Source organism: Pseudomonas syringae pv. coryli str. NCPPB 4273, from assembly GCF_000972175.1.
Classification (GTDB): Bacteria; Pseudomonadota; Gammaproteobacteria; order Pseudomonadales; family Pseudomonadaceae; genus Aquipseudomonas; species Aquipseudomonas syringae.
The window spans coordinates 78,186-94,986 of sequence record NZ_AWQP01000053.1 but is presented as its reverse complement, the minus strand read 5'-3'; the positions used below and the strand labels follow the sequence as shown (position 1 = coordinate 94,986).

At 61.3% G+C, this 16,801-nt stretch carries 16 protein-coding genes; 3 read left to right on the top strand and 13 right to left on the bottom strand.

The annotated features are described in order from the left end of the window. Positions 1-14: 14 nt before the first annotated feature. Entirely contained in the window at positions 15-629 is a 615-nt protein-coding gene (locus P406_RS20610; protein WP_003315845.1) for a TetR/AcrR family transcriptional regulator, read from the bottom strand. Positions 630-823: 194 nt separating this feature from the next. Between P406_RS20610 and P406_RS20605 the strand changes: the two genes are divergently transcribed. Further along, complete coding sequence (locus P406_RS20605; RefSeq protein ID WP_046237208.1) at positions 824-1,915, top strand: MBL fold metallo-hydrolase; 1,092 nt, start codon at positions 824-826, stop codon at positions 1,913-1,915. Positions 1,916-2,137: 222 nt separating this feature from the next. Beyond that, on the top strand, positions 2,138-3,073 hold the full coding sequence (locus P406_RS20600; protein WP_046237207.1) for a LysR family transcriptional regulator: 936 nt from the start codon (positions 2,138-2,140) through the stop codon (positions 3,071-3,073). Positions 3,074-3,080: 7 nt separating this feature from the next. Here P406_RS20600 and P406_RS26855 read toward each other — a convergent pair whose 3' ends face one another. The 6 genes from P406_RS26855 to P406_RS20575 form a co-directional block, all read right to left on the bottom strand. Beyond that, a complete protein-coding gene (locus tag P406_RS26855; protein WP_002554136.1) occupies positions 3,081-3,230 on the bottom strand; it encodes a hypothetical protein in 150 nt (49 codons plus the stop codon). 126 nt (positions 3,231-3,356) lie between these two features. Next, positions 3,357-4,034, bottom strand: coding sequence for a type 1 glutamine amidotransferase domain-containing protein (locus P406_RS20595; RefSeq protein ID WP_046237206.1), 678 nt, complete (start codon positions 4,032-4,034; stop codon positions 3,357-3,359). A gap of 106 nt (positions 4,035-4,140) precedes the next feature. Continuing rightward, the gene (locus P406_RS20590) at positions 4,141-5,358 is read right to left on the bottom strand and encodes an aldose 1-epimerase family protein (RefSeq protein ID WP_046237205.1); all 1,218 of its coding nucleotides are present in this window, start codon (positions 5,356-5,358) and stop codon (positions 4,141-4,143) included. Positions 5,359-5,911: 553 nt separating this feature from the next. Then, complete coding sequence (locus P406_RS20585; RefSeq protein WP_082100886.1) at positions 5,912-6,256, bottom strand: DUF7693 family protein; 345 nt, start codon at positions 6,254-6,256, stop codon at positions 5,912-5,914. An 81-nt stretch (positions 6,257-6,337) separates the two neighbouring features. After that, positions 6,338-7,270 carry a hypothetical protein gene (locus P406_RS20580; protein WP_046237203.1) on the bottom strand — a complete coding sequence of 311 codons (933 nt, stop codon included), beginning with the start codon at positions 7,268-7,270 and terminating at the stop codon, positions 6,338-6,340. Positions 7,271-7,335: 65 nt separating this feature from the next. Continuing rightward, entirely contained in the window at positions 7,336-8,496 is a 1,161-nt protein-coding gene (locus P406_RS20575) for a TDT family transporter (RefSeq protein ID WP_046237202.1), read from the bottom strand. Positions 8,497-8,624: 128 nt separating this feature from the next. Between P406_RS20575 and P406_RS20570 the strand changes: the two genes are divergently transcribed. Further along, complete coding sequence (locus P406_RS20570; protein ID WP_046237254.1) at positions 8,625-9,578, top strand: LysR family transcriptional regulator; 954 nt, start codon at positions 8,625-8,627, stop codon at positions 9,576-9,578. On the opposite strand, the gene P406_RS20565 is transcribed toward P406_RS20570, so the two are convergent. From P406_RS20565 to P406_RS20540, 6 genes are read right to left on the bottom strand one after another with little or no spacing between them, the layout of a single operon-like run. Beyond that, the gene (locus P406_RS20565; RefSeq protein WP_046237201.1) at positions 9,512-10,927 is read right to left on the bottom strand and encodes a lipid II flippase MurJ; all 1,416 of its coding nucleotides are present in this window, start codon (positions 10,925-10,927) and stop codon (positions 9,512-9,514) included. The genes P406_RS20570 and P406_RS20565 overlap by 67 nt on opposite strands. A gap of 15 nt (positions 10,928-10,942) precedes the next feature. After that, complete coding sequence (locus P406_RS20560; protein WP_003417689.1) at positions 10,943-11,764, bottom strand: acyltransferase; 822 nt, start codon at positions 11,762-11,764, stop codon at positions 10,943-10,945. Further along, positions 11,761-13,176 carry an O-antigen ligase family protein gene (locus P406_RS20555; RefSeq protein WP_046237200.1) on the bottom strand — a complete coding sequence of 472 codons (1,416 nt, stop codon included), beginning with the start codon at positions 13,174-13,176 and terminating at the stop codon, positions 11,761-11,763. The genes P406_RS20560 and P406_RS20555 overlap by 4 nt, the downstream gene beginning before the upstream one ends. After that, positions 13,176-14,276 (bottom strand): glycosyltransferase family 4 protein, encoded by a 1,101-nt coding sequence (locus tag P406_RS20550; protein ID WP_046237199.1) that lies wholly within the window; start codon positions 14,274-14,276, stop codon positions 13,176-13,178. Before P406_RS20550 ends, P406_RS20555 begins: the two co-directional genes overlap by 1 nt. Next, positions 14,267-15,484, bottom strand: a complete 1,218-nt coding sequence (locus tag P406_RS20545; protein WP_046237198.1) for a glycosyltransferase family 4 protein — start codon at positions 15,482-15,484, stop codon at positions 14,267-14,269. The genes P406_RS20550 and P406_RS20545 overlap by 10 nt, the downstream gene beginning before the upstream one ends. Before the next feature lie 3 nt (positions 15,485-15,487). Further along, positions 15,488-16,801 carry a cellulase family glycosylhydrolase gene (locus tag P406_RS20540; RefSeq protein WP_003417685.1) on the bottom strand — a complete coding sequence of 438 codons (1,314 nt, stop codon included), beginning with the start codon at positions 16,799-16,801 and terminating at the stop codon, positions 15,488-15,490.

Here is a 16,801-nt window from a genome sequence, read left to right as displayed (position 1 = left end):
CGTGCTCGGCTGCTTCAGCGGGCTATTTCGTACCAGCCGAGAAACATGTCCAAGGTCGATTCGACCACCGTGTGCTGCTCCTCGGGGGTAAGCAATGCCGCACTGAACGTTACCTGCGGCCAGAACGCGAACGACTTGAGCAGCGCATGCATTTGCGTCGCGGCAAAGGCCGGGTCGACCGGTTTCAGACGGCCGTCCTTCTGCGCGGCGCGAATCCAGGCGCTGAAGGTTTCTTCTCGTTCATTGATCCGCGCCATCCACACCTGCGCCCGCTCGGGCGAGTGAATGGTCGCGCCAACCACCACGCGGGCCAGGTCGAGGAAGTGGCTGTTGGTCAGGTTGCGCATCTTGCCCCACAGCAATTCCCGCAACTGCTCGCGCAAGCCGATCTGCGGATGAAAAACCACTTCGGCCTGCGGCGGCGCGCAGCTCCAGAGGCGCTGCAGCATCTCGGCGAACAGTTCTTCCTTGCTGGGGAAGTGGTTATAGACCGTACGTTTGGAAACCTCGGCCCGCGCGGCGATCCGGTCCATGCTGGTGATCTCGAAGCCACGATCGCCGAATTCGGCAATAGCCGCCTGGACGATGGATTCGCGTTTCTGATCGGTGAGGCGCATGGGTTCGGTCATAGGTTCGCTTCAAACGTGCGTTTAGAGAAAATTACACTCAGCAGTTTACTTGTCGCCAAGGATCATGCAAGCTTAAAACTACACCGTGTAGTGTAAAACACTGTTACATATTTTCCCTCGGACATCCTGCGACAGGATCACGTACGAAGTATGCACGGCTGGAGCCTCAACCTGCCCCCAGGAGTCAGCGAACCATGGCCTCGACGCATCAGAAAAAGGACTCTTCTTCACTGCCTGTCTTGTCCCGTCACGAAGGGCGATACCGCAATCACGCCACCATGAAGCCATCGAGCCTGCTGCGCACGCTCGGTATTTTCTGGGATCAGGTGTTCAACAAGCCCAAGGACACACGCCCGGCAGGCGACATCCCTGTGCAGCCGCTGTCGCGTCAGCAATTGCTGGCTGCACCGAACAACACGGTGTACCGCCTGGGGCATTCGACCGTTCTGCTCAAACTGCGCGACCAGTTCTGGCTGACCGACCCCGTGTTTGCCGAGCGTGCCTCACCCGTGCAGTGGGCGGGCCCGCAGCGCTTTCATCAGCCGCCGATCAGCCTCGAAGAGTTGCCGCCGATCAAGGCGGTGATCCTTTCGCACAACCATTACGACCACCTCGATCGCATGGCCATCAAGGCGCTGACCGAAAAGACCGAGCACTTTCTGGCGCCGCTTGGCGTGGGCGATACGTTGATCGAGTGGGGCGTGCCTGCGCACAAGGTGCGTCAGCTGGACTGGTGGCAGTCCACCGAAGTGGCGGGCATCGAGTTCGTCGCCACACCTTCACAGCATTTCTCCGGGCGTACGCTGCTCGACAGCAACCGCACCTTGTGGGCGTCCTGGGTGATGATCGATGGCGATCAGCGGATCTTCTTCAGTGGCGACAGCGGTTACTTCGATGGCTTCAAAACCATCGGCGAGCAATACGGACCCTTTGACCTGACCTTGATGGAAACCGGCGCCTACAATGTCGAGTGGCCCGATGTGCACATGCAGCCCGAGCAGACGCTGCAGGCGCACCTGGACCTGCGCGGTCGCTGGTTGCTGCCGATCCACAACGGCACCTTCGACCTGTCGATGCATGCCTGGCACGAGCCGTTTGATCGTATTCTGGCCCTGGCCTGGGAGCAGAATGTCTCGATCACTACGCCGATGATGGGCCAGCCGTTCTATGTGCAATACCCGTGTCGCGGTCTGACCTGGTGGTTGGGCGTGGATGAGGTGGTCGAGTCCGAAACCGAACAGGCAGACGGCGCAGAATCCTGCAGCTGCCGTCGGCAGAATGCCTGATGATTGCCTGAGCGTGGAAGGCAGACACTCCGCTAGCTGCAGACGATCTCCAGGACGCCCTCAAGGGTAGTCAGACCAGACAAGCGGCATGATGGACGGCAACTGTATTCTCTCCGACGCAGGCATGATGGTAGCGAGCGGAGGGGCGTAGTGATTGCATTTTGATGCTATCTTGTGCGCGTTGACCTGACCGCCCGGTCACAGCGCCAGCGAGATACCTTGATGCTTAACAGTAATGCCCTGAGAAAGCTGGACATGCAGGACCTGATGGTCTTTGTCTCGGTGTATGAGCAGCGCAACCTGACCCTGGTCGCGGAAGCGTTGCATGTCAGCCAGTCGACGGTCAGTTACTGCCTGAAAAAGCTGCGTGCGAACTTTGAGGACGATCTGTTCATCTGCACCCGCAACGGTATGCGTCCGACCCGCAAGGCGTTGGCCATGCACGATCATGTGCAGCAGATTCTGCGCTCGGTCAATCTGTGTCACGACGGTCTCGAGCTGTTCGACCCGACTCGCACACAAACGACCTTCACGGTCTGCGCGCCGGAGTATTTCGAGCTGCTGGTATTGCCGCATTTGATGCGTGACTTCGCTGCCGCCGGTTTCTCGGTGACGGTCAATGTGCAAAAACTTGAGCAGCAGTTGCCTGCGGAGCAATTGAACGATGGCCTGTTTGACCTCGCCCTGTGCTTCGGGCCTGGCTTTCACCGAGTCCCGGACAGTCTGATTTCGCAGGTGTTGATGGAGGATGATCTGGTTTGCGTCATGGACTCCAGATTCGCGCCGCTCAGCGCCCTGATCGACCTGCAAACCTTTATTCAGCACCGTCATGTCTACCCGACGCCGTGGACGTCCGACACCAACATGGTGGATGGCTGGCTGCAGCGCCAGGGGCTGGAGCGCAACATCGTCGCGCGGGCCAACAGCTACCGGGCGGCCTTGCAATTGCTGGAAGGCACCGATTTCATGCTGGTGCTGCCACGCCGTATTCAGACGCTGCTGGGTAATGAAGTGTGGATTTCCGTACTCGAATTGCCGCCTGACCTGCCTGGCTTCAGCCTGGACATGCTATGGAGTGCCCAGGCGGATCGAGACGAAGCCAGTGGCTGGCTGCGTGAACAAGTCGTTAAGGTGTGTGCCGAACGCGGTTTGCTCTGACGCAGTGTCAGTTGCCTGACTTGTCTTTCTGCGGGTCGGGGGAAGTGGCAGGTCGGGCCTGTTCACCCTGCTGATTGAGCTGTTTGTTCTTCTCGCCCACTTTGCCTGCGTTTTCCGGCTTGTGATCGAGGTCTTCGCGTTTGGATTCATCAGCCATGACCGTATTCCTTATTGTCGGAGAGTATGGTTATTGGTCAGTGTGGCGGGTGCAGGATTCGATTTAAACGACGCGCGGTCCGTTGCCCGATACTGACAGCGTCGGACGCCGAACCGCGCAGATCGATCAGCTCAGCAGAGTGATCAGGTCTTTGGCTGCCTGCGCAGAGCTGGCCGGGTTCTGGCCAGTCACCAGCTTGCCGTCGGTCAGCACGTACACGCCCCAGTCCTCGCCCTTGGAATAGTCGCCGCCCAGTTGCTTGAGCGTGTCTTCGACCAGAAAAGGTACGACCTTGGTCAGGCCGACCGCTTCTTCTTCACTGTTGGTGAAGCCTGTGACGCGGCGGCCCTTGACCAGCGGCTGGCCGTCCGGCGCTTTTACGTGACGTAGTACGCCAGGTGCGTGGCAGACCATCCCGTGTGGCTTGTCTGCCTTGGCAAAGGCCTCGATCAGCGCGATGGAGTCCTTGTCTTCAGCCAGGTCCCACAGCGGGCCGTGACCGCCCGGGTAGAACACGGCGTCGAAATCGGCAGCATTGACGTCAGCCAGGCGGCCTGTGCTGGAGAGCGCTTTCTGCGCATCAGCATCGTTGGAGAAGCGCTTGGTGTCTTCGGTCTGAGCGTCTGGCTCATCGCTTTTCGGATCCAGCGGTGGTTGACCGCCTTTCGGAGAAACCAGGGTAACGTCGGCACCGGCCTCTTTGAACGCGTAATACGGCGCGACGAACTCTTCGAGCCAGAAACCGGTTTTCTTGCCGGTGTCGCCCAGTTGGTCATGGGATGTCAAAACCATCAGGATTTTCATGTGCATGCTCGTCTTCGAAGGGTTGAGAGGGTGTAGACAGGCGAAAACCTCAAGTGTTGTGAGAATTTTTTTACCACCGCTGCGTTGGAGAAACGTCAGATGAGGATCATTGCTCTTTGGTCAGATCCACCAGCGGCTCTTTGCGCACTTCGGTCTCGCGACCGTCCTGAATGTGCTTTACCTGCCCAAGGGCTTTGTCGACCGCGCCTTTGTCAGCCAGCAGGCTGTAACTGATCTGGAACTGACGTTGCTCTTTCGGGGCAATGGTTGGCACCAGATTCAGCGGGCGCTGGAAGCGGCGGTTGTAGGAGAAGCTGGTCCCCGGTTCCAGACCGGTGACGTAGCCCTGGCCTTTGGTGTCGGTGTTTTTCCACAGCGAGAACACCGGCAACTGCTTGGTATTGAAACCGACCGACACGCCCAGGCTGCCAGCCTTGTTGTGCAGCACGGTCAGCGTGTCACCCTTGGCATCGCCGTAAGGCACGATGTTGTAGACCGTCTCGTCGTAATCCGGCGTCGGCGCGCGGTAGGTCTGCCAGTCGCCGAGATCACCCTTGGCTTTGTCGTTGAACGGCGAGACCTGCTTGACCGGCGCTTCGAAACGCGCCCCTTGCTCAAGGAACGGCGTGCTGAAGTTGCTGTGGTACAGCGCCTGGTATTCCTTCGGGTAGTCGCCATTGTTGGTCAGCGTATCGTTGAGCGAAAAGCTCGTGCTGCCTGGCTCGGTGACCAGTTCGGTCTGCACCGAGAAGTCGACCTTCTTGAATGCCTGCTCTTTCAATTCGCCCTTGAGGCGGATCGCGTAGGGCGGTTTTTCGTCGATCTGCAGTGTCACCTTGCTCGCCGGAATGTTGGCGGCACGGCCGTGCAGGGTCAGCAGCTCGCCGTTGTCCATCCCCGGATGGCCCACCCACTCATAGCCGCAGCGAGCTACCAACTCGTTGAAACCTTCCAGCCAGCCCAGACCGCCGCGGCCATTGAGCTCGATGAAGGCCGGATTGACCACGTCCTTGACCGGCGAATCCCAGCCCATGCGCACATCGCCGACTGACGCCTGCAGCACGTTCATGCCACGGGTCGGGACGACTGACAGCTTCATCGCGCCATTGTCGATATCGATGATGCTCACGCCCTCCTGACGACCGCCATGCAGGGTACGCATCGTGACAGTGAACGGCTTGTCGGTCTTGACGCCCAGTTGCTGACTGGTGATCTGCTGATTCTGCGCAGCCTTGTCGGTGTCGAGCAGCACGTAATCCCAGGCAAACACACTGGAAGCGGCTGTAAGAGCGCCGAGGCCTACGAGCAGAGGAAGGGATTTCATGATGGTGGTCCTTCTGTAATTATTGGAATTATGGTGTTGCATACCGTCTGAACAGCTATTTAACGCCGAGTTAAACGATTCAGCAATGGGTAGAGTCCAGGCAGGGCGCTTTTCAGTCTTAATGGCACTGACTATGCGAGTGCGACATTACTTTGACCTCATCAAAGTGACTCGCCGAGAGGCGAAAAGGTGACTTGAGTCGAACGCCAATCCACCTGATGTCGCAGAACCGCTGTGTGACGCGGAGCGTCACGAACTGCATTACCACGCGCAGCGCTCAGCGTTATACGCAAGTTCTAGAATGCCCGGAATAAAGGACTTACAGGCTTCTGCCCGAAGGGCGTGGAAGTGAGCCGGGTGACGCTTCGCTTGTTCGCGAAGACGGTGTTTCAGTCGATGTATTTTCGGCGATTATACAGCCCCCTTCGCGAACAAGTTCGCTCCCACGGCCTTCGGCCAGAATCAAAAGCAGACTTGTGTATAACGATGAGTACGGACGATGAGGAGCGAGAGGTGCCTCGGTCAAACATAACCACGCACGTTAAAGCACCGCTCATTGAGAGTCAGGTGACTGCCCCCGAACCTGATCGAGCCCAGGCCGCTCGGCTGCCGCCTCACCCAGCAACCGCTCGATCTGCGCATGCTCCCAGCCACTGAGCAAACTCACCGGATCAGTGCGCAGCCAGCTTTCGAACGAGCCTTCCCGACCCAGCGGACAGCGACATGTCCGACAGCGGGTCGGGCTGCCCTCGGTGACTTCCAGCGTCAGCAGCCAGCCGTCAATCTCGACCTGCTGCAGCCCGGAACCGGAGGGTGTGCCAAGAAGCATCAGCGACCGTGTACCCATCGCAGCATCCCGCAGTTGCTGATACACCTCACGAGTCGTCAAAGCTTTCACAGGCATCACCCAATTCCATTTTGCTGAGTAAAGCACGATTCCGAATCGTGCCGGTTAAAGCAGACATGCGGAGCAGATACATCAAAAAGTCGACGGCGCACCAAACAGGCTTTCGATCTCGGGCCGGGTCTGGTTGATCGCGCCCAACTGCCGGATCAGCTCGGCCTGCCTGCTGCCGCGTACGCCAGCAGTGGTCATCAGCGCATCGCGCACATAGGTGTAGACACCGCTGACACCGAACGGCGTGATGTAACGAACATGCTCGCTGATGCCTTGGGTGATCGTCTTGAACTGCTCGCTGGCGTAATAGGTCCGGCGCGTCCAGGCCGATTCGAACACCAACTCCATCATGACGATATTCAGGCGCGGCGCTTCGACCTCATGATTAACATCCGGCGCAGGCGGTGCAGGCTTGGCGTTGTCGTAAGGTTGTGCGAGGTGCAGGCGCAGTTTCAGCACGGCATCGGAACCCGCCATGTCGCGAGCGAGCTGCTCAACGGCTTTTCGGGCTGCAGGCAGGTCAGCGCTGGCGAGATGAAAGTGCAGATGCATCTTGTCCAGTGTGGCGGTTTCGTTGGGGATCGGGTCAGGCAGGCGATCCACCAGCGTGCTGGAGCCATCCGGTACGTCGTAGGCGATGGTTTCCTCGAACATGTTCTGCTCGTCTGAGAACAGCAGGGCGCTGGCATCCTTGAATTGTTTCTGCGCTTCGGCGGACAGAAAGCCGATCTCTACGCCACCATCCAGCACGTAGCCCGGCAAGGCCTTAACGCCTTCGATGACCGGCCAAAGGTGGCCGTCCTTTTCCCGCGTCAGGTGATGCTGGACATACCAGCCCAGGCCTTCAAGCCTGGCGCACAGCGGGCCATGAACGTCGCGCCAGTAGGTCGCGAACAGCTCATGGGGAACGCCCGTCTTGCGCAGCACGGTGGTGTAGGAGTTGATGACGATGTTTTCATCGCGAGCGGCATGGTTGCCCGAAAAGTGGCTGGCGGAAAATGCTGAGTTGGGCATGGAGGCTCTCTGTCATGAAGATATTCCTCTCAGGCGCCTCGCCGCCGAGGTAAGTTCAAGGAAACTTACCGGCGGACACCTCCTAGTGCTGCGATGCAGGGCGAGACGAACAGGTAACCCCGGTAGGCGCCGGCCAGAGTCCGTACCGACACGACCGACCACATCAGCGCCAGCAGCGCAACGAGCCACGTGCCAAAGACATCGAAGAAGCCCAGATGCAGGGTGGCGCCGAGTTTGAGCGTCGCCACTGCATACACGCCGAGCGGGAAGGTGAACGCCCACCAGCCCAGGTTGAAGCCGATGCCCTGTTTCACGTAGCGCGCCGTAATCAGCACGGCCAGCGCCATCCACCACAGACCCAGCCCCCAGAACAGCATACCGACCACCACACCGATGCCTGCTGCCACCGTGCCGATGGATGCGAGGCCGTGGGCGGCGAAGATGGCCGGGGCGTCGCTGCCCATCACCAGCATGCCCAGTGCGCCCGTACCGATGGGGCCGAGTGCCAGCCAGCTGGACGCGGCCATGCTTTCGTGGGGCAGTTTGTGCAACGCCAGGCGCAACAGCAGAATCACCAGAATGCTCAACGCCACGGGCACCGAGTAGGCCCAGAGTACGTAGCTGGTGATCAGCACCGTGAACTGCGAGTCAGCGCCCGCAAGATGCGTTGTCAGCGATCCCCCACAGGCCGCTGCAACTTCTGCCGCGACCACCGGTAACAACCAGACAGCAGTCATCTTCTCGATGCTGTGCTCCTGACGGGTGAACATCATGAAAGGGATCAGCACCCCACACGCCAGGGCCATCGCCACGTCCAGCCACCACAAGGCTTCAGCAACCGGGACAATGGCACTGCCCCAGCGCGCCGGCCCGAACACCAGCAGGCCGTTGATGATGGTCGCCAGGCCCATGGGAATGGTGCCGAAGAACATCGACACGGTGGAGTGCCCGAAGACCTGACGTGCCTCATCGAAAAACAGCAACCAGCGGCTGGCGTACATCACGCTGAACAGCGTGAACAGGGCGATGTTCAGGAACCACAACGCTTCACCCAGCGCGCGCAGCGGGGCAGGGCTACCCGGCAGTTGAGCCAGCGCCAGCGACAGAATCCCGGTGCCCATGGTCACGGCGAACCAGTTGGGGATGAACTGCCGAATCGCCTCCAGCGGGCTGGTCAGTGCTGCGAAGGGGGCGTTGCCCTTGATGAGGATTGCGAGTCTGCTCATGGCAGTCTCCTGCTGGTGATTTCGGGACGTGCCATCAGTCTACGGATCGACAGTCAATCTTCTAAACGGGTAATCTCTCTCATAGTTACCTGTTTTTCAGGTAGGTCTACCCGGCGAGAGAGATGGCCTTGAGAATCAACCTGCGGCAATTACAGATTTTTTGCGCGATCACCCGCTGTGGCAGCACTACCAGCGCAGGTAGCGCTCTGGCGCTGTCCCAGTCAGCCACCAGCGCGGCATTGAACGAGCTGGAAAGCGCGCTGGGTACGCGTTTGTTTGACCGGGTGGGCAAGCGTCTGCTGCTCAATGACAGCGGGCAGGCACTACTGCCGCGTGCCATGAAAATGCTGGAAAACGCCCAGCAGATCGAGGACAGCTTTCTGTTGCCCGACGCGGCGTTGAATGCTCGCCTGCGCATCGGCAGTAGCAGCACCATCGGCAATTACGTTGTGCCGCAGATCGTCGGGGCACTGCGCGGCTCGACGCCTCAGCTGCGAATCGATGTGGACATCGGCAACAGCGCACTGATTGCTCGCAAGGTCGCGCAGTTTGAAATCGATATGGGCCTCATCGAGGCTCCCTGTCATCTGCCCGAACTGATCGCCGAGCCATGGCTGGTCGATGAAATGCTCATCGTCGCCGGCTGCGCCCATCCGCTGGCCGGTCAGGAACACGTGTCGCTGGGCGAACTGCAGAGCGCGGAGTGGCTGCTGCGTGAGCAGGGTTCGGGAACGCGCGAAGAGGTCGAACACTTGCTGCTCAGGCATTTGCATGACCTGCAGGACATGCGTCAGGTAGGCAGCTCGGAAGCGATCATGCGCACCCTCGCGCAAGGCATTGGCATCAGCTGCCTGTCCCGTCGTGTGGTCGCCGACCTGCTGGCCAGCGGGCAGTTGCGCACGCTCGCCAGCCCGCTGCCGCCGCTCAATCGCCGGTTCTTCATGATCAGGCATCGCGACAAGTTCATCTCGCCGAGCCTTGAGCGCTTCAGGGAAGCCTGTCGTCAGGCCGCCGATCAGGCTGACACGTTTCGCCACGGCTTGAGCCATAGCGCCAGCCCGACCAGCAGTAGCGCGCCATAAACACAGCTCAGGCCCAGTTGCAGCCAGGTGTCGTGCAACGGATGCAGCAACAGGGCGGCGATAGTCATCAGCAGGCTCGCCAGCAACCAGTGGCTGCGCCACGGCAAGACATGCAGCAAAGACTGGCGGCGCATCAGCAGCACGCCGGTGACCAGCGCGCCGCCCAGCGCGGCAAGGGCAATGCCGGTCAAGCCGAAGGCGAAGGGCAGTGCGCCGAGCAGCAGCGCATTGCACAGACTGCCGACTAGCTCGCAATTAAGTGGCAGGCGCGTGTCGCCGGCCGCGTAGGCATAGCGCGCCAGCAAGGCATTCCAGGCGCCGAACATCAGCGGCACGGCAAACCAGGCCAGCAGTTCCGGCAGCGGCCCGCCCTGAGTCTGATTGGGCAGCAACAGTGTTACCAGCGCCCCGGCCGCGCCGATCAGCCCGGCCACCGCCGGCAGGGTCAGCAAGGTCGCGCTGCCCAGCCCGCGCTTGAGCAGCGACAGGCGCTGATCGCCGGCACTGCCGCTCATCAGGCCGAGCAGTACCTGATTCAGGCTCATCAAGGCAATCAGCGGCAGGTTGATCAGTTTGCGCGCCAGGTTGACCCAGGTCACCGCGCCTTCGCCGAGCAGCGAAGCCACCATACGCTCCAGCAGGGCAAGCCCCTGGCTGGCCAGGTTGCTGCTCAGCAGCGGGCCGATACGCTGCAACAGCTCGCGCATTGCGCCAGCTTCCGATTGCCACTGCCAAGGCCGCCAGCCCGAGCGATACAGGGCTGGCAACAACACACCCGGCATCAGCACGCTACCCAGCACGCACGCGCTGGCCAGCCCGGTCGACGTCGAGGCATGGCTTAATGTGGCGAGGTAGATGACTGGCGGCAGGTTGAACAGCAGTGAGCCGAGCCCAGCCAGCACGAAGCGCGAGCGAGCCTGTAGCGGTACGCAAAACAGCGCATGCAGCATGAAACCCGGCGCGCACCAGGCCAGCCAGCGCAGGCCGCTGGCAGCCTGTGCGTAGCCGTCGGCGTCCAGCCCCGGACCGATCAGGCGCACCAGCCCCCCGGCGCTCAACAGCAGAATGACACTCATGGCCAGCCCGGTCAGCAACAGACGCGGTGCCATGCCTCCCAGCCAGCGCTGTTGCTGTTCAGCGGTACGCTGCTGATAAAGGGGCAGGGCAGCAGCGCTGAGCAAGCCCGCGGCCAGTGACATGCGCAGCGCCTCGGGGAGGAACATCGAAACCAGAAACGCGTCGCTCTGGCTTCCGGCACCCCAGGCCGCCACCAATAGCCATTCGCGGGCAAATCCGGCAGCCAGACCGGTGAGGGTGGCCAGTGTCAGCCAAAGTGTCGATCCCAGCATCGCCTACGCTTCTGATCAGTGAAACAAGGTGAACAGGCCTTTGCCGCCCACCTTGTACTTGAGGCCGCGAGCGCGCTCGCCCTTGATCTCCGCGTTCGGGCCACTGACGATGGCGTAGGGCGGAACCGGTTTGGAGACCACGCTGTTACCGCCCACCACGGCACCTTCGCCGATGTCGGCGCCGAACGAGAGCAGCGCGCGGCTGCAGATCCAGGCGTAATCGCCGATGAACACCGGCCCGCCTACCGCCCAGAATTCAGGCTCGTTGAGATCGTGTCCGCCGGCGATGATCAGCACATGTGAAGCGATGGTGACGTGATCGCCGATCACCAGGCCGCCGCGTGCGTCCAGCTGGCAGTGCCAGCCCACCGTACTGTCATCGCCGATGCGCAGGCTGTCGACGCCGAGCACTTCGGTATTGCGCCAGACCGTCGAGCCCTTGCCGATCTTCGCGCCGCCGATGCGCAACCACAGCAGGCGCAGGGTGTGGCTGGGGATCTTGCAGATGAGGATGTTGTAAGCCTGCTCCCAGGTCCGCAACATGCGGTCGCGCAGGGTCGGCCAGTTGATCCCGTACAGCGGAATAAGTGCGCCCTTGGTTTCGCTGGCCAGCAGCTTGTAGAAGCGTCGCGCCAGCGGGTGTTCGATTCTTGGCTCGATATTGAGGTAGCAGATGAACGACAGGGTGCGTTCCTTGATCCGCGTTTCAAAGCACACTTCGTTGTCCAGCATCCACTGGTAGGCGGCTTCCAGCTCGTCGAGCGGCACCGCCATCTTGCGCGCGTAATCGGGCAGTGCCTCTCTGAGATTATGAGAATGCAGCATGCGGTGTTTCATGAGGAGGCTCCCGGCTCGGGTGAGGCGTCAAGGTGTCTGGATGTGGTGTCGGGCATGGCGCGCAGGCGGCGGGTTTCGTGCAGGCTGATGCCGAGCAAGAGCCAGAACACTGCAACCAGCACACTGGTGAAGCTGAAGTAATGGTCGAACAGACCGCTGAACAACGCAGCCAGCACACCGGTGGTGCAGCCCAGCGCAATACCGTTGTCGCGAGTCAGCACGACTCGGCCGCTTCCGGGGCGCACTTCCTTCCACCAACTGAGGGTGATGGCGATGAACAGCAGCATGCCGGGTATGCCGATCTTGTAGATGAAGTTCAGCCACAGGTTGGAAATGCCGAACTCTGTGTAGCCCAAGACCGGCGGGTCGGTCTTGAAACCGATGCCGAACGGGAAGGTGGCCACTGCGTCGGGGAAATGGCTGTATTCCAGAAAGCGAATCGCGGTACTGGCATCGTCGTCGCTGAACAGCCCCATCAGTCGGTCTTGCAGAGGCGGGTAGAACATCAGCAGAAGAATGCCGGCCACCATGCCACCCATCAGCAGCCGTCCCAAGTGCGGAATGCGTCGCCGGGCCATCAGCAGCATTACTGCGATCAGGCTCAACAGCGCGCCGCGTGAGCCGGTCAGCAAAAGGCCGACCGTACCCAGTGCCGCCACCGCCAGGCCCAGCTTGCGAGCCGTGCCGCTGCGCGTCATGCCGAAGCAGAAGGCCAGCGGCAGCAGCATCGCCAGCGCACCGCCGGCCACGTTGGGGTGCATCCACGGCGAGCCCATGCGGCTGGCGAACGAAAGCAGGCTCTCGCTCAACACGTCGGCACCGCTGTAGCCCAGGCTGCCGAGAATCGGAATGATTGCAGTGGCCGAGCCTTTGGTGACGTAGACCCCGATCGACAGCACCAGCAGCAACAGCGTTCCGCCGAGCAGCGCGATGACTGCGTTTTCCAGCGTCTTGAGGTCGGTCAGCAGACGTGGCACCAGAAACAGGATCGACAGGTTGAATAACCAGCGGACCCAGTTGATCGGGCCGTTGCCCTCGGCGACGACGGTCAATTGGCCGACCAGAAAAGGAAACGCACTGAACAGCATCAACGCCACCAGCAGCCGTTCGGGGCGCAGCATATGGGGCACACGGTGGCGTTCCTGAAAGACTGCATGCAGCAGATAGCTGGCCCAGGTCAGCATGATCAGCGCTTCGGACACCGTAGTGCGAATGCCGATCTGAACCGTCGAGTAGGGCAGGAAGGTTCCGATCAGGCAGAACAGCAGCAGCCCGCGTACCGGCCGGCGGATGATCGTGGCAACCGCCACGATACCGATTGCCGCCGCCACCACGAAGGGCGCCGGCAGCATCCAGATCATCACGCCGAACAGCAGGCTGAACAGCAACCCCAGGGGCAAGGCCAGTGGCATCAGCGCAATTCCTCCAGCGCCGCGTGCACGCGTTCGCAAAAGGCTTTCAACTGGTAGCGCTGCGTCCAGTCTGTGGCAATCGCCGGATCCTCTTCGGCGGCCTGCGACAGAGTGCCCATCAACCTGATCAGATTACCGCTGTCGACCGGCGAAAAGCGCGGGCTGTGGGGCGGGGCGACTTCGTCCAGCGACGAGCCCGAGGCCACTGCAACCGGTGTGCCGGTGTTCAGTGCTTCAATCACCGGCAGCCCGAAACCTTCACTTTTGGAGGGTTGCCAGAGCCGCTCGGCATTTTTGTAGACGGCGTGCAGTTCGGCGTCGCTCAGGCCGCTGAGCACATGCAGACCCGGTAACTGGCGCTGGGCCTCGGTCAGCGGATCATCGCCGCCGACCAGTACCAGCTCCGGGGTATCGACGAATTGCATGCGCGCGGTCTGCCAGGCGTCCACAAACCATTTGATGTTCTTGCGCGGTTCGCGCGTGCCCACGCACAGCCAGTAACGCAGCGGCAGGCGCAGTTGCGCGATGTCGGCCGGCTCACCCTTGAAGGATTCCACCAGCAGCGGTATGACGCGCAGCTTGGCCTTGATCCTGGGGAACAGGCGCGCCGCTTCGTTTGCAGTGAATTGCGAAGGCACCCAGATCTGGTCGGCAACCTTCAGCGACCAGGCAATCGACAGGTAGTCGGTCATCCGGTAGAGCCTGGCTTTCAGTTGCGAACCGTGACTGTTGTGCTGCGTGAGCTGAAACAGATCGTGCAGTTGCAGTACGTAGCGCACACCGGCTGGTTTGCGCCCCAGCGGCAGGCCCATGTTGATATTGGCCACGTAGATCTGAATGCCGGCATCGCGCAGGGCTGCAGGCAGATACTGGCCTTCGAAGCGCAGGCGATCCGGCAGCCGATGCACTGAATTCAATGGGGCGGCCCAGCGCGGGGTATGCATCAGGCGGCGTACCGGATGATCGTAGGGGGCCACGCCGAACAGCTGCAGTTGCACGTCCGGATGTTCACGGAATGCCCGTTCCAGTGCCAGGTTCTGGCGTCCGATGCCGCTGGTGGGGTAACCGGCTGCGGCGCGGTAATCGAGTCCTATACGCATGAGCGCAATCCTTGCTTGGAGAACGAAAAGCGGGTGTAGATCACTTCCAGCTGAGCGGCGGAAACGGACCAGTCATGCCGGGCGCGAACATAGACGCGGCCGGCTTCGCCAATCTGCTCGAGCTGCAGTGGTTGGTCGGTGTATTCAGCGATCAGTGTCGCCAGCCCGGAGGCATCCTCGCTGCCCAGGTAATGTTCGCCATTGCGCACCGCCAGCCCGGAAACGCCCTGTGCGGTGGTCACCACCGGCAGGCCGGCGGCCATGGCTTCCAGGGTCTTGAGCTTGGAGCCGCCACCCTGGCGCAGGGGCGCGAAGAACATCGAGGCAGTGGCCTGCAAGGCACGCAGGTCAGGCACAAAACCCAGCCATTCAATGCGCGGGTCAGGCCAACGCTCGCGCCAGGCCGAAGGCATACCGAAGCCACCGATGGCAAAACGCACATGCGGTGCCAGGGCCCAGACCTTTGGCATTATCTCGTCCAGCGCCCACTCGATGGCGTCGACATTGGGGCCGTATTCATAGTTGCCGATGAACAGCAGGCGATGGCTGTGACGGTCCGCATGGACGCTGGCGTAATAATCGCAGTCGACACTGTTGACCACATAGGACGTAGCCCTGCCGCTCAGGCGCGAAAGTGCCTTGGCATCGTCTTCGGTGACCGCGATCAGCTCGCCGGTCTGGCGAAACACGCGGGTTTCCCAGCGCCGGTAGCGCCAGCGGTCATAGACCGCAAAGGCATTGGCCCAGCGTGGCAGACGGTCGTAGCTGGCGGCACCCAGGTCCGATTCGACATTGTGCTCGGTCAGCACAAAGGGTTTGCCGGAGCGCTTGAGCGCACGTTCGAAGGGCTGAAAGGCATAAGTGTGCTGCAACTGAATAATGTCCCAGTCCTCCTCCAGCAACTGTTCGAAGGCCTTTTCCAGTTGCGGCGCGTAGCCGTTCACGCTGGCCAGCATCGGTGGCGGTGCAAAAGCCACGGCCAGCACGGTACGCAGGCTGAGCAGCGGGCGGCGATCGATCACGATCAGGCGTTCCAGCCACGGCTCCAGTGCTGCGCGCGCGTCGTCGTCCAGCGGGTTCTTGGACTGCACCAGCAGCGTGATGCGATGACCGCGCGCTGCCAGGTTGCGCAGCAAATGGTATTCCCGGGTCTTGCCGCCACTGGTGGTGGGCCAGGGCAGGTAGGGGAGCGTCCACAGGATTCGCATGGCTCAGGGCTTCCATTCCAGAATTTGCAGAGTCGGCTTCAGCAGCAGGGTGACGCCCTGGCTGCCGGACAGCGGGGTGCGGCTACCGGTCAATGGGTCGTGAACCACCGCATCGGTGATAGCCGGAAAAGTCAGCGACGTGCCCGCCGCACTCCAGAACATCAGCAGATGCGTGCCATCTGCACGCGTCCACGGAACGGCATACAGGTCGTCCGGTACGCTGCTCACGGCTGGCGGCTCGGCGGGTAGCAGGCGCGGGCCGGTGATTTTCAAGAAGTTCTGCAGCGCGGTGTAGGCCGGTTTGGGACTGGCTTGCAGGTCAAGCAGCCCGTAACCCTGATCGCGGGCCGAGGCGCGCTCGTCCAGATCGCTGAGGTTGAACAGGAAGATGCGCTGGAAATCCATGGCGCTCATCAGCGCCAGACGTCGCAGGGTGTAATCAGCCTGGCCGGAGGTGCCAATCAGGTGCTGCATTTCCACCGGGCCTGCATAGCTCGACCAGCCCCATTCTGTGGCCCACACCTGCTTGACGCCATTGCTGTGCAACAACTGGTTCATGGCATTGGCGCGCACCAGAAAATCGCGATCCGGTGTGGAATCGCCTTCCGGGTACTCGGAGTAGGGGTGATAGGCCGCGACGATATTCTGCTGGCCCAGGCCGTTATCGAGCAGGGTCTGCAGCATGTAGCCGGAGGTGCTGTGCATCTGGCTGTAGTAAGCCATGCCCGCAGTGACGATCGTCTTGTCCGGCAGGGCGGCGCGTATTGCGTTGGCAGTGGTGGTCAGCAAACGGCCATAGCCAGCCGGATCTTCTTTGGGCAGCCAGACGATGTTCGGCTCGTTCCAGACCTGCCAGTTATTGACCTGAGGATAGCGCTGGGCCAGGGCGGTCATGCGTGCGGCGAACACGTTGAAATCCGTCGGGGGATATTGATCGCGGCTCTTTGCATCGGCCGGCGCGCTGCTGGCGAAAGGGGCTGACCCGACCAGGTACGCCAGGGTGTTGTAATTATGCGCCTTGATCGCGGCCATGGCGGCGTCCAGCTCGGTCAGGGCGTAACGATCCTTTTGCGGCTCGATCACCGGCCAGTGAATGGTCAGTCGCACCCAGTTCAGGCCCAGTTCGTCCAGACGGCTCATCTGCTGTTGATAGATGTCCGGGGCAAAATACTGAAACTGTACGTTGACGCCCAGAAAGTCCGCCCAGACCACTTCGCGGGGAGCCTTGAGGATCGTTGACGCCTGCGCGGCACAGCTCAGCGCTGCGCCGAGCAGTACGCCGGTGACAAGTTGCCCGAATCTGGGTGGACGCTGCAT

Excerpts from the sequence above, each read along its gene's own strand:
- P406_RS20610 (WP_003315845.1), bottom strand. The coding sequence starts at position 629 with ATGACCGAACCCATGCGCCTCACCGATCAGAAACGCGAATCCATCGTC.
- P406_RS20605 (WP_046237208.1), top strand. The coding sequence starts at position 824 with ATGGCCTCGACGCATCAGAAAAAGGACTCTTCTTCACTGCCTGTCTTG.
- P406_RS20600 (WP_046237207.1), top strand. The coding sequence starts at position 2,138 with ATGCTTAACAGTAATGCCCTGAGAAAGCTGGACATGCAGGACCTGATG.
- P406_RS26855 (WP_002554136.1), bottom strand. The coding sequence starts at position 3,230 with ATGGCTGATGAATCCAAACGCGAAGACCTCGATCACAAGCCGGAAAAC.
- P406_RS20595 (WP_046237206.1), bottom strand. The coding sequence starts at position 4,034 with ATGAAAATCCTGATGGTTTTGACATCCCATGACCAACTGGGCGACACC.
- P406_RS20590 (WP_046237205.1), bottom strand. The coding sequence starts at position 5,358 with ATGAAATCCCTTCCTCTGCTCGTAGGCCTCGGCGCTCTTACAGCCGCT.
- P406_RS20580 (WP_046237203.1), bottom strand. The coding sequence starts at position 7,270 with ATGCCCAACTCAGCATTTTCCGCCAGCCACTTTTCGGGCAACCATGCC.
- P406_RS20575 (WP_046237202.1), bottom strand. The coding sequence starts at position 8,496 with ATGAGCAGACTCGCAATCCTCATCAAGGGCAACGCCCCCTTCGCAGCA.
- P406_RS20565 (WP_046237201.1), bottom strand. The coding sequence starts at position 10,927 with ATGCTGGGATCGACACTTTGGCTGACACTGGCCACCCTCACCGGTCTG.
- P406_RS20560 (WP_003417689.1), bottom strand. The coding sequence starts at position 11,764 with ATGAAACACCGCATGCTGCATTCTCATAATCTCAGAGAGGCACTGCCC.
- P406_RS20555 (WP_046237200.1), bottom strand. The coding sequence starts at position 13,176 with ATGCCACTGGCCTTGCCCCTGGGGTTGCTGTTCAGCCTGCTGTTCGGC.
- P406_RS20550 (WP_046237199.1), bottom strand. The coding sequence starts at position 14,276 with ATGCGTATAGGACTCGATTACCGCGCCGCAGCCGGTTACCCCACCAGC.
- P406_RS20545 (WP_046237198.1), bottom strand. The coding sequence starts at position 15,484 with ATGCGAATCCTGTGGACGCTCCCCTACCTGCCCTGGCCCACCACCAGT.
- P406_RS20540 (WP_003417685.1), bottom strand. The coding sequence starts at position 16,801 with ATGCAGCGTCCACCCAGATTCGGGCAACTTGTCACCGGCGTACTGCTC.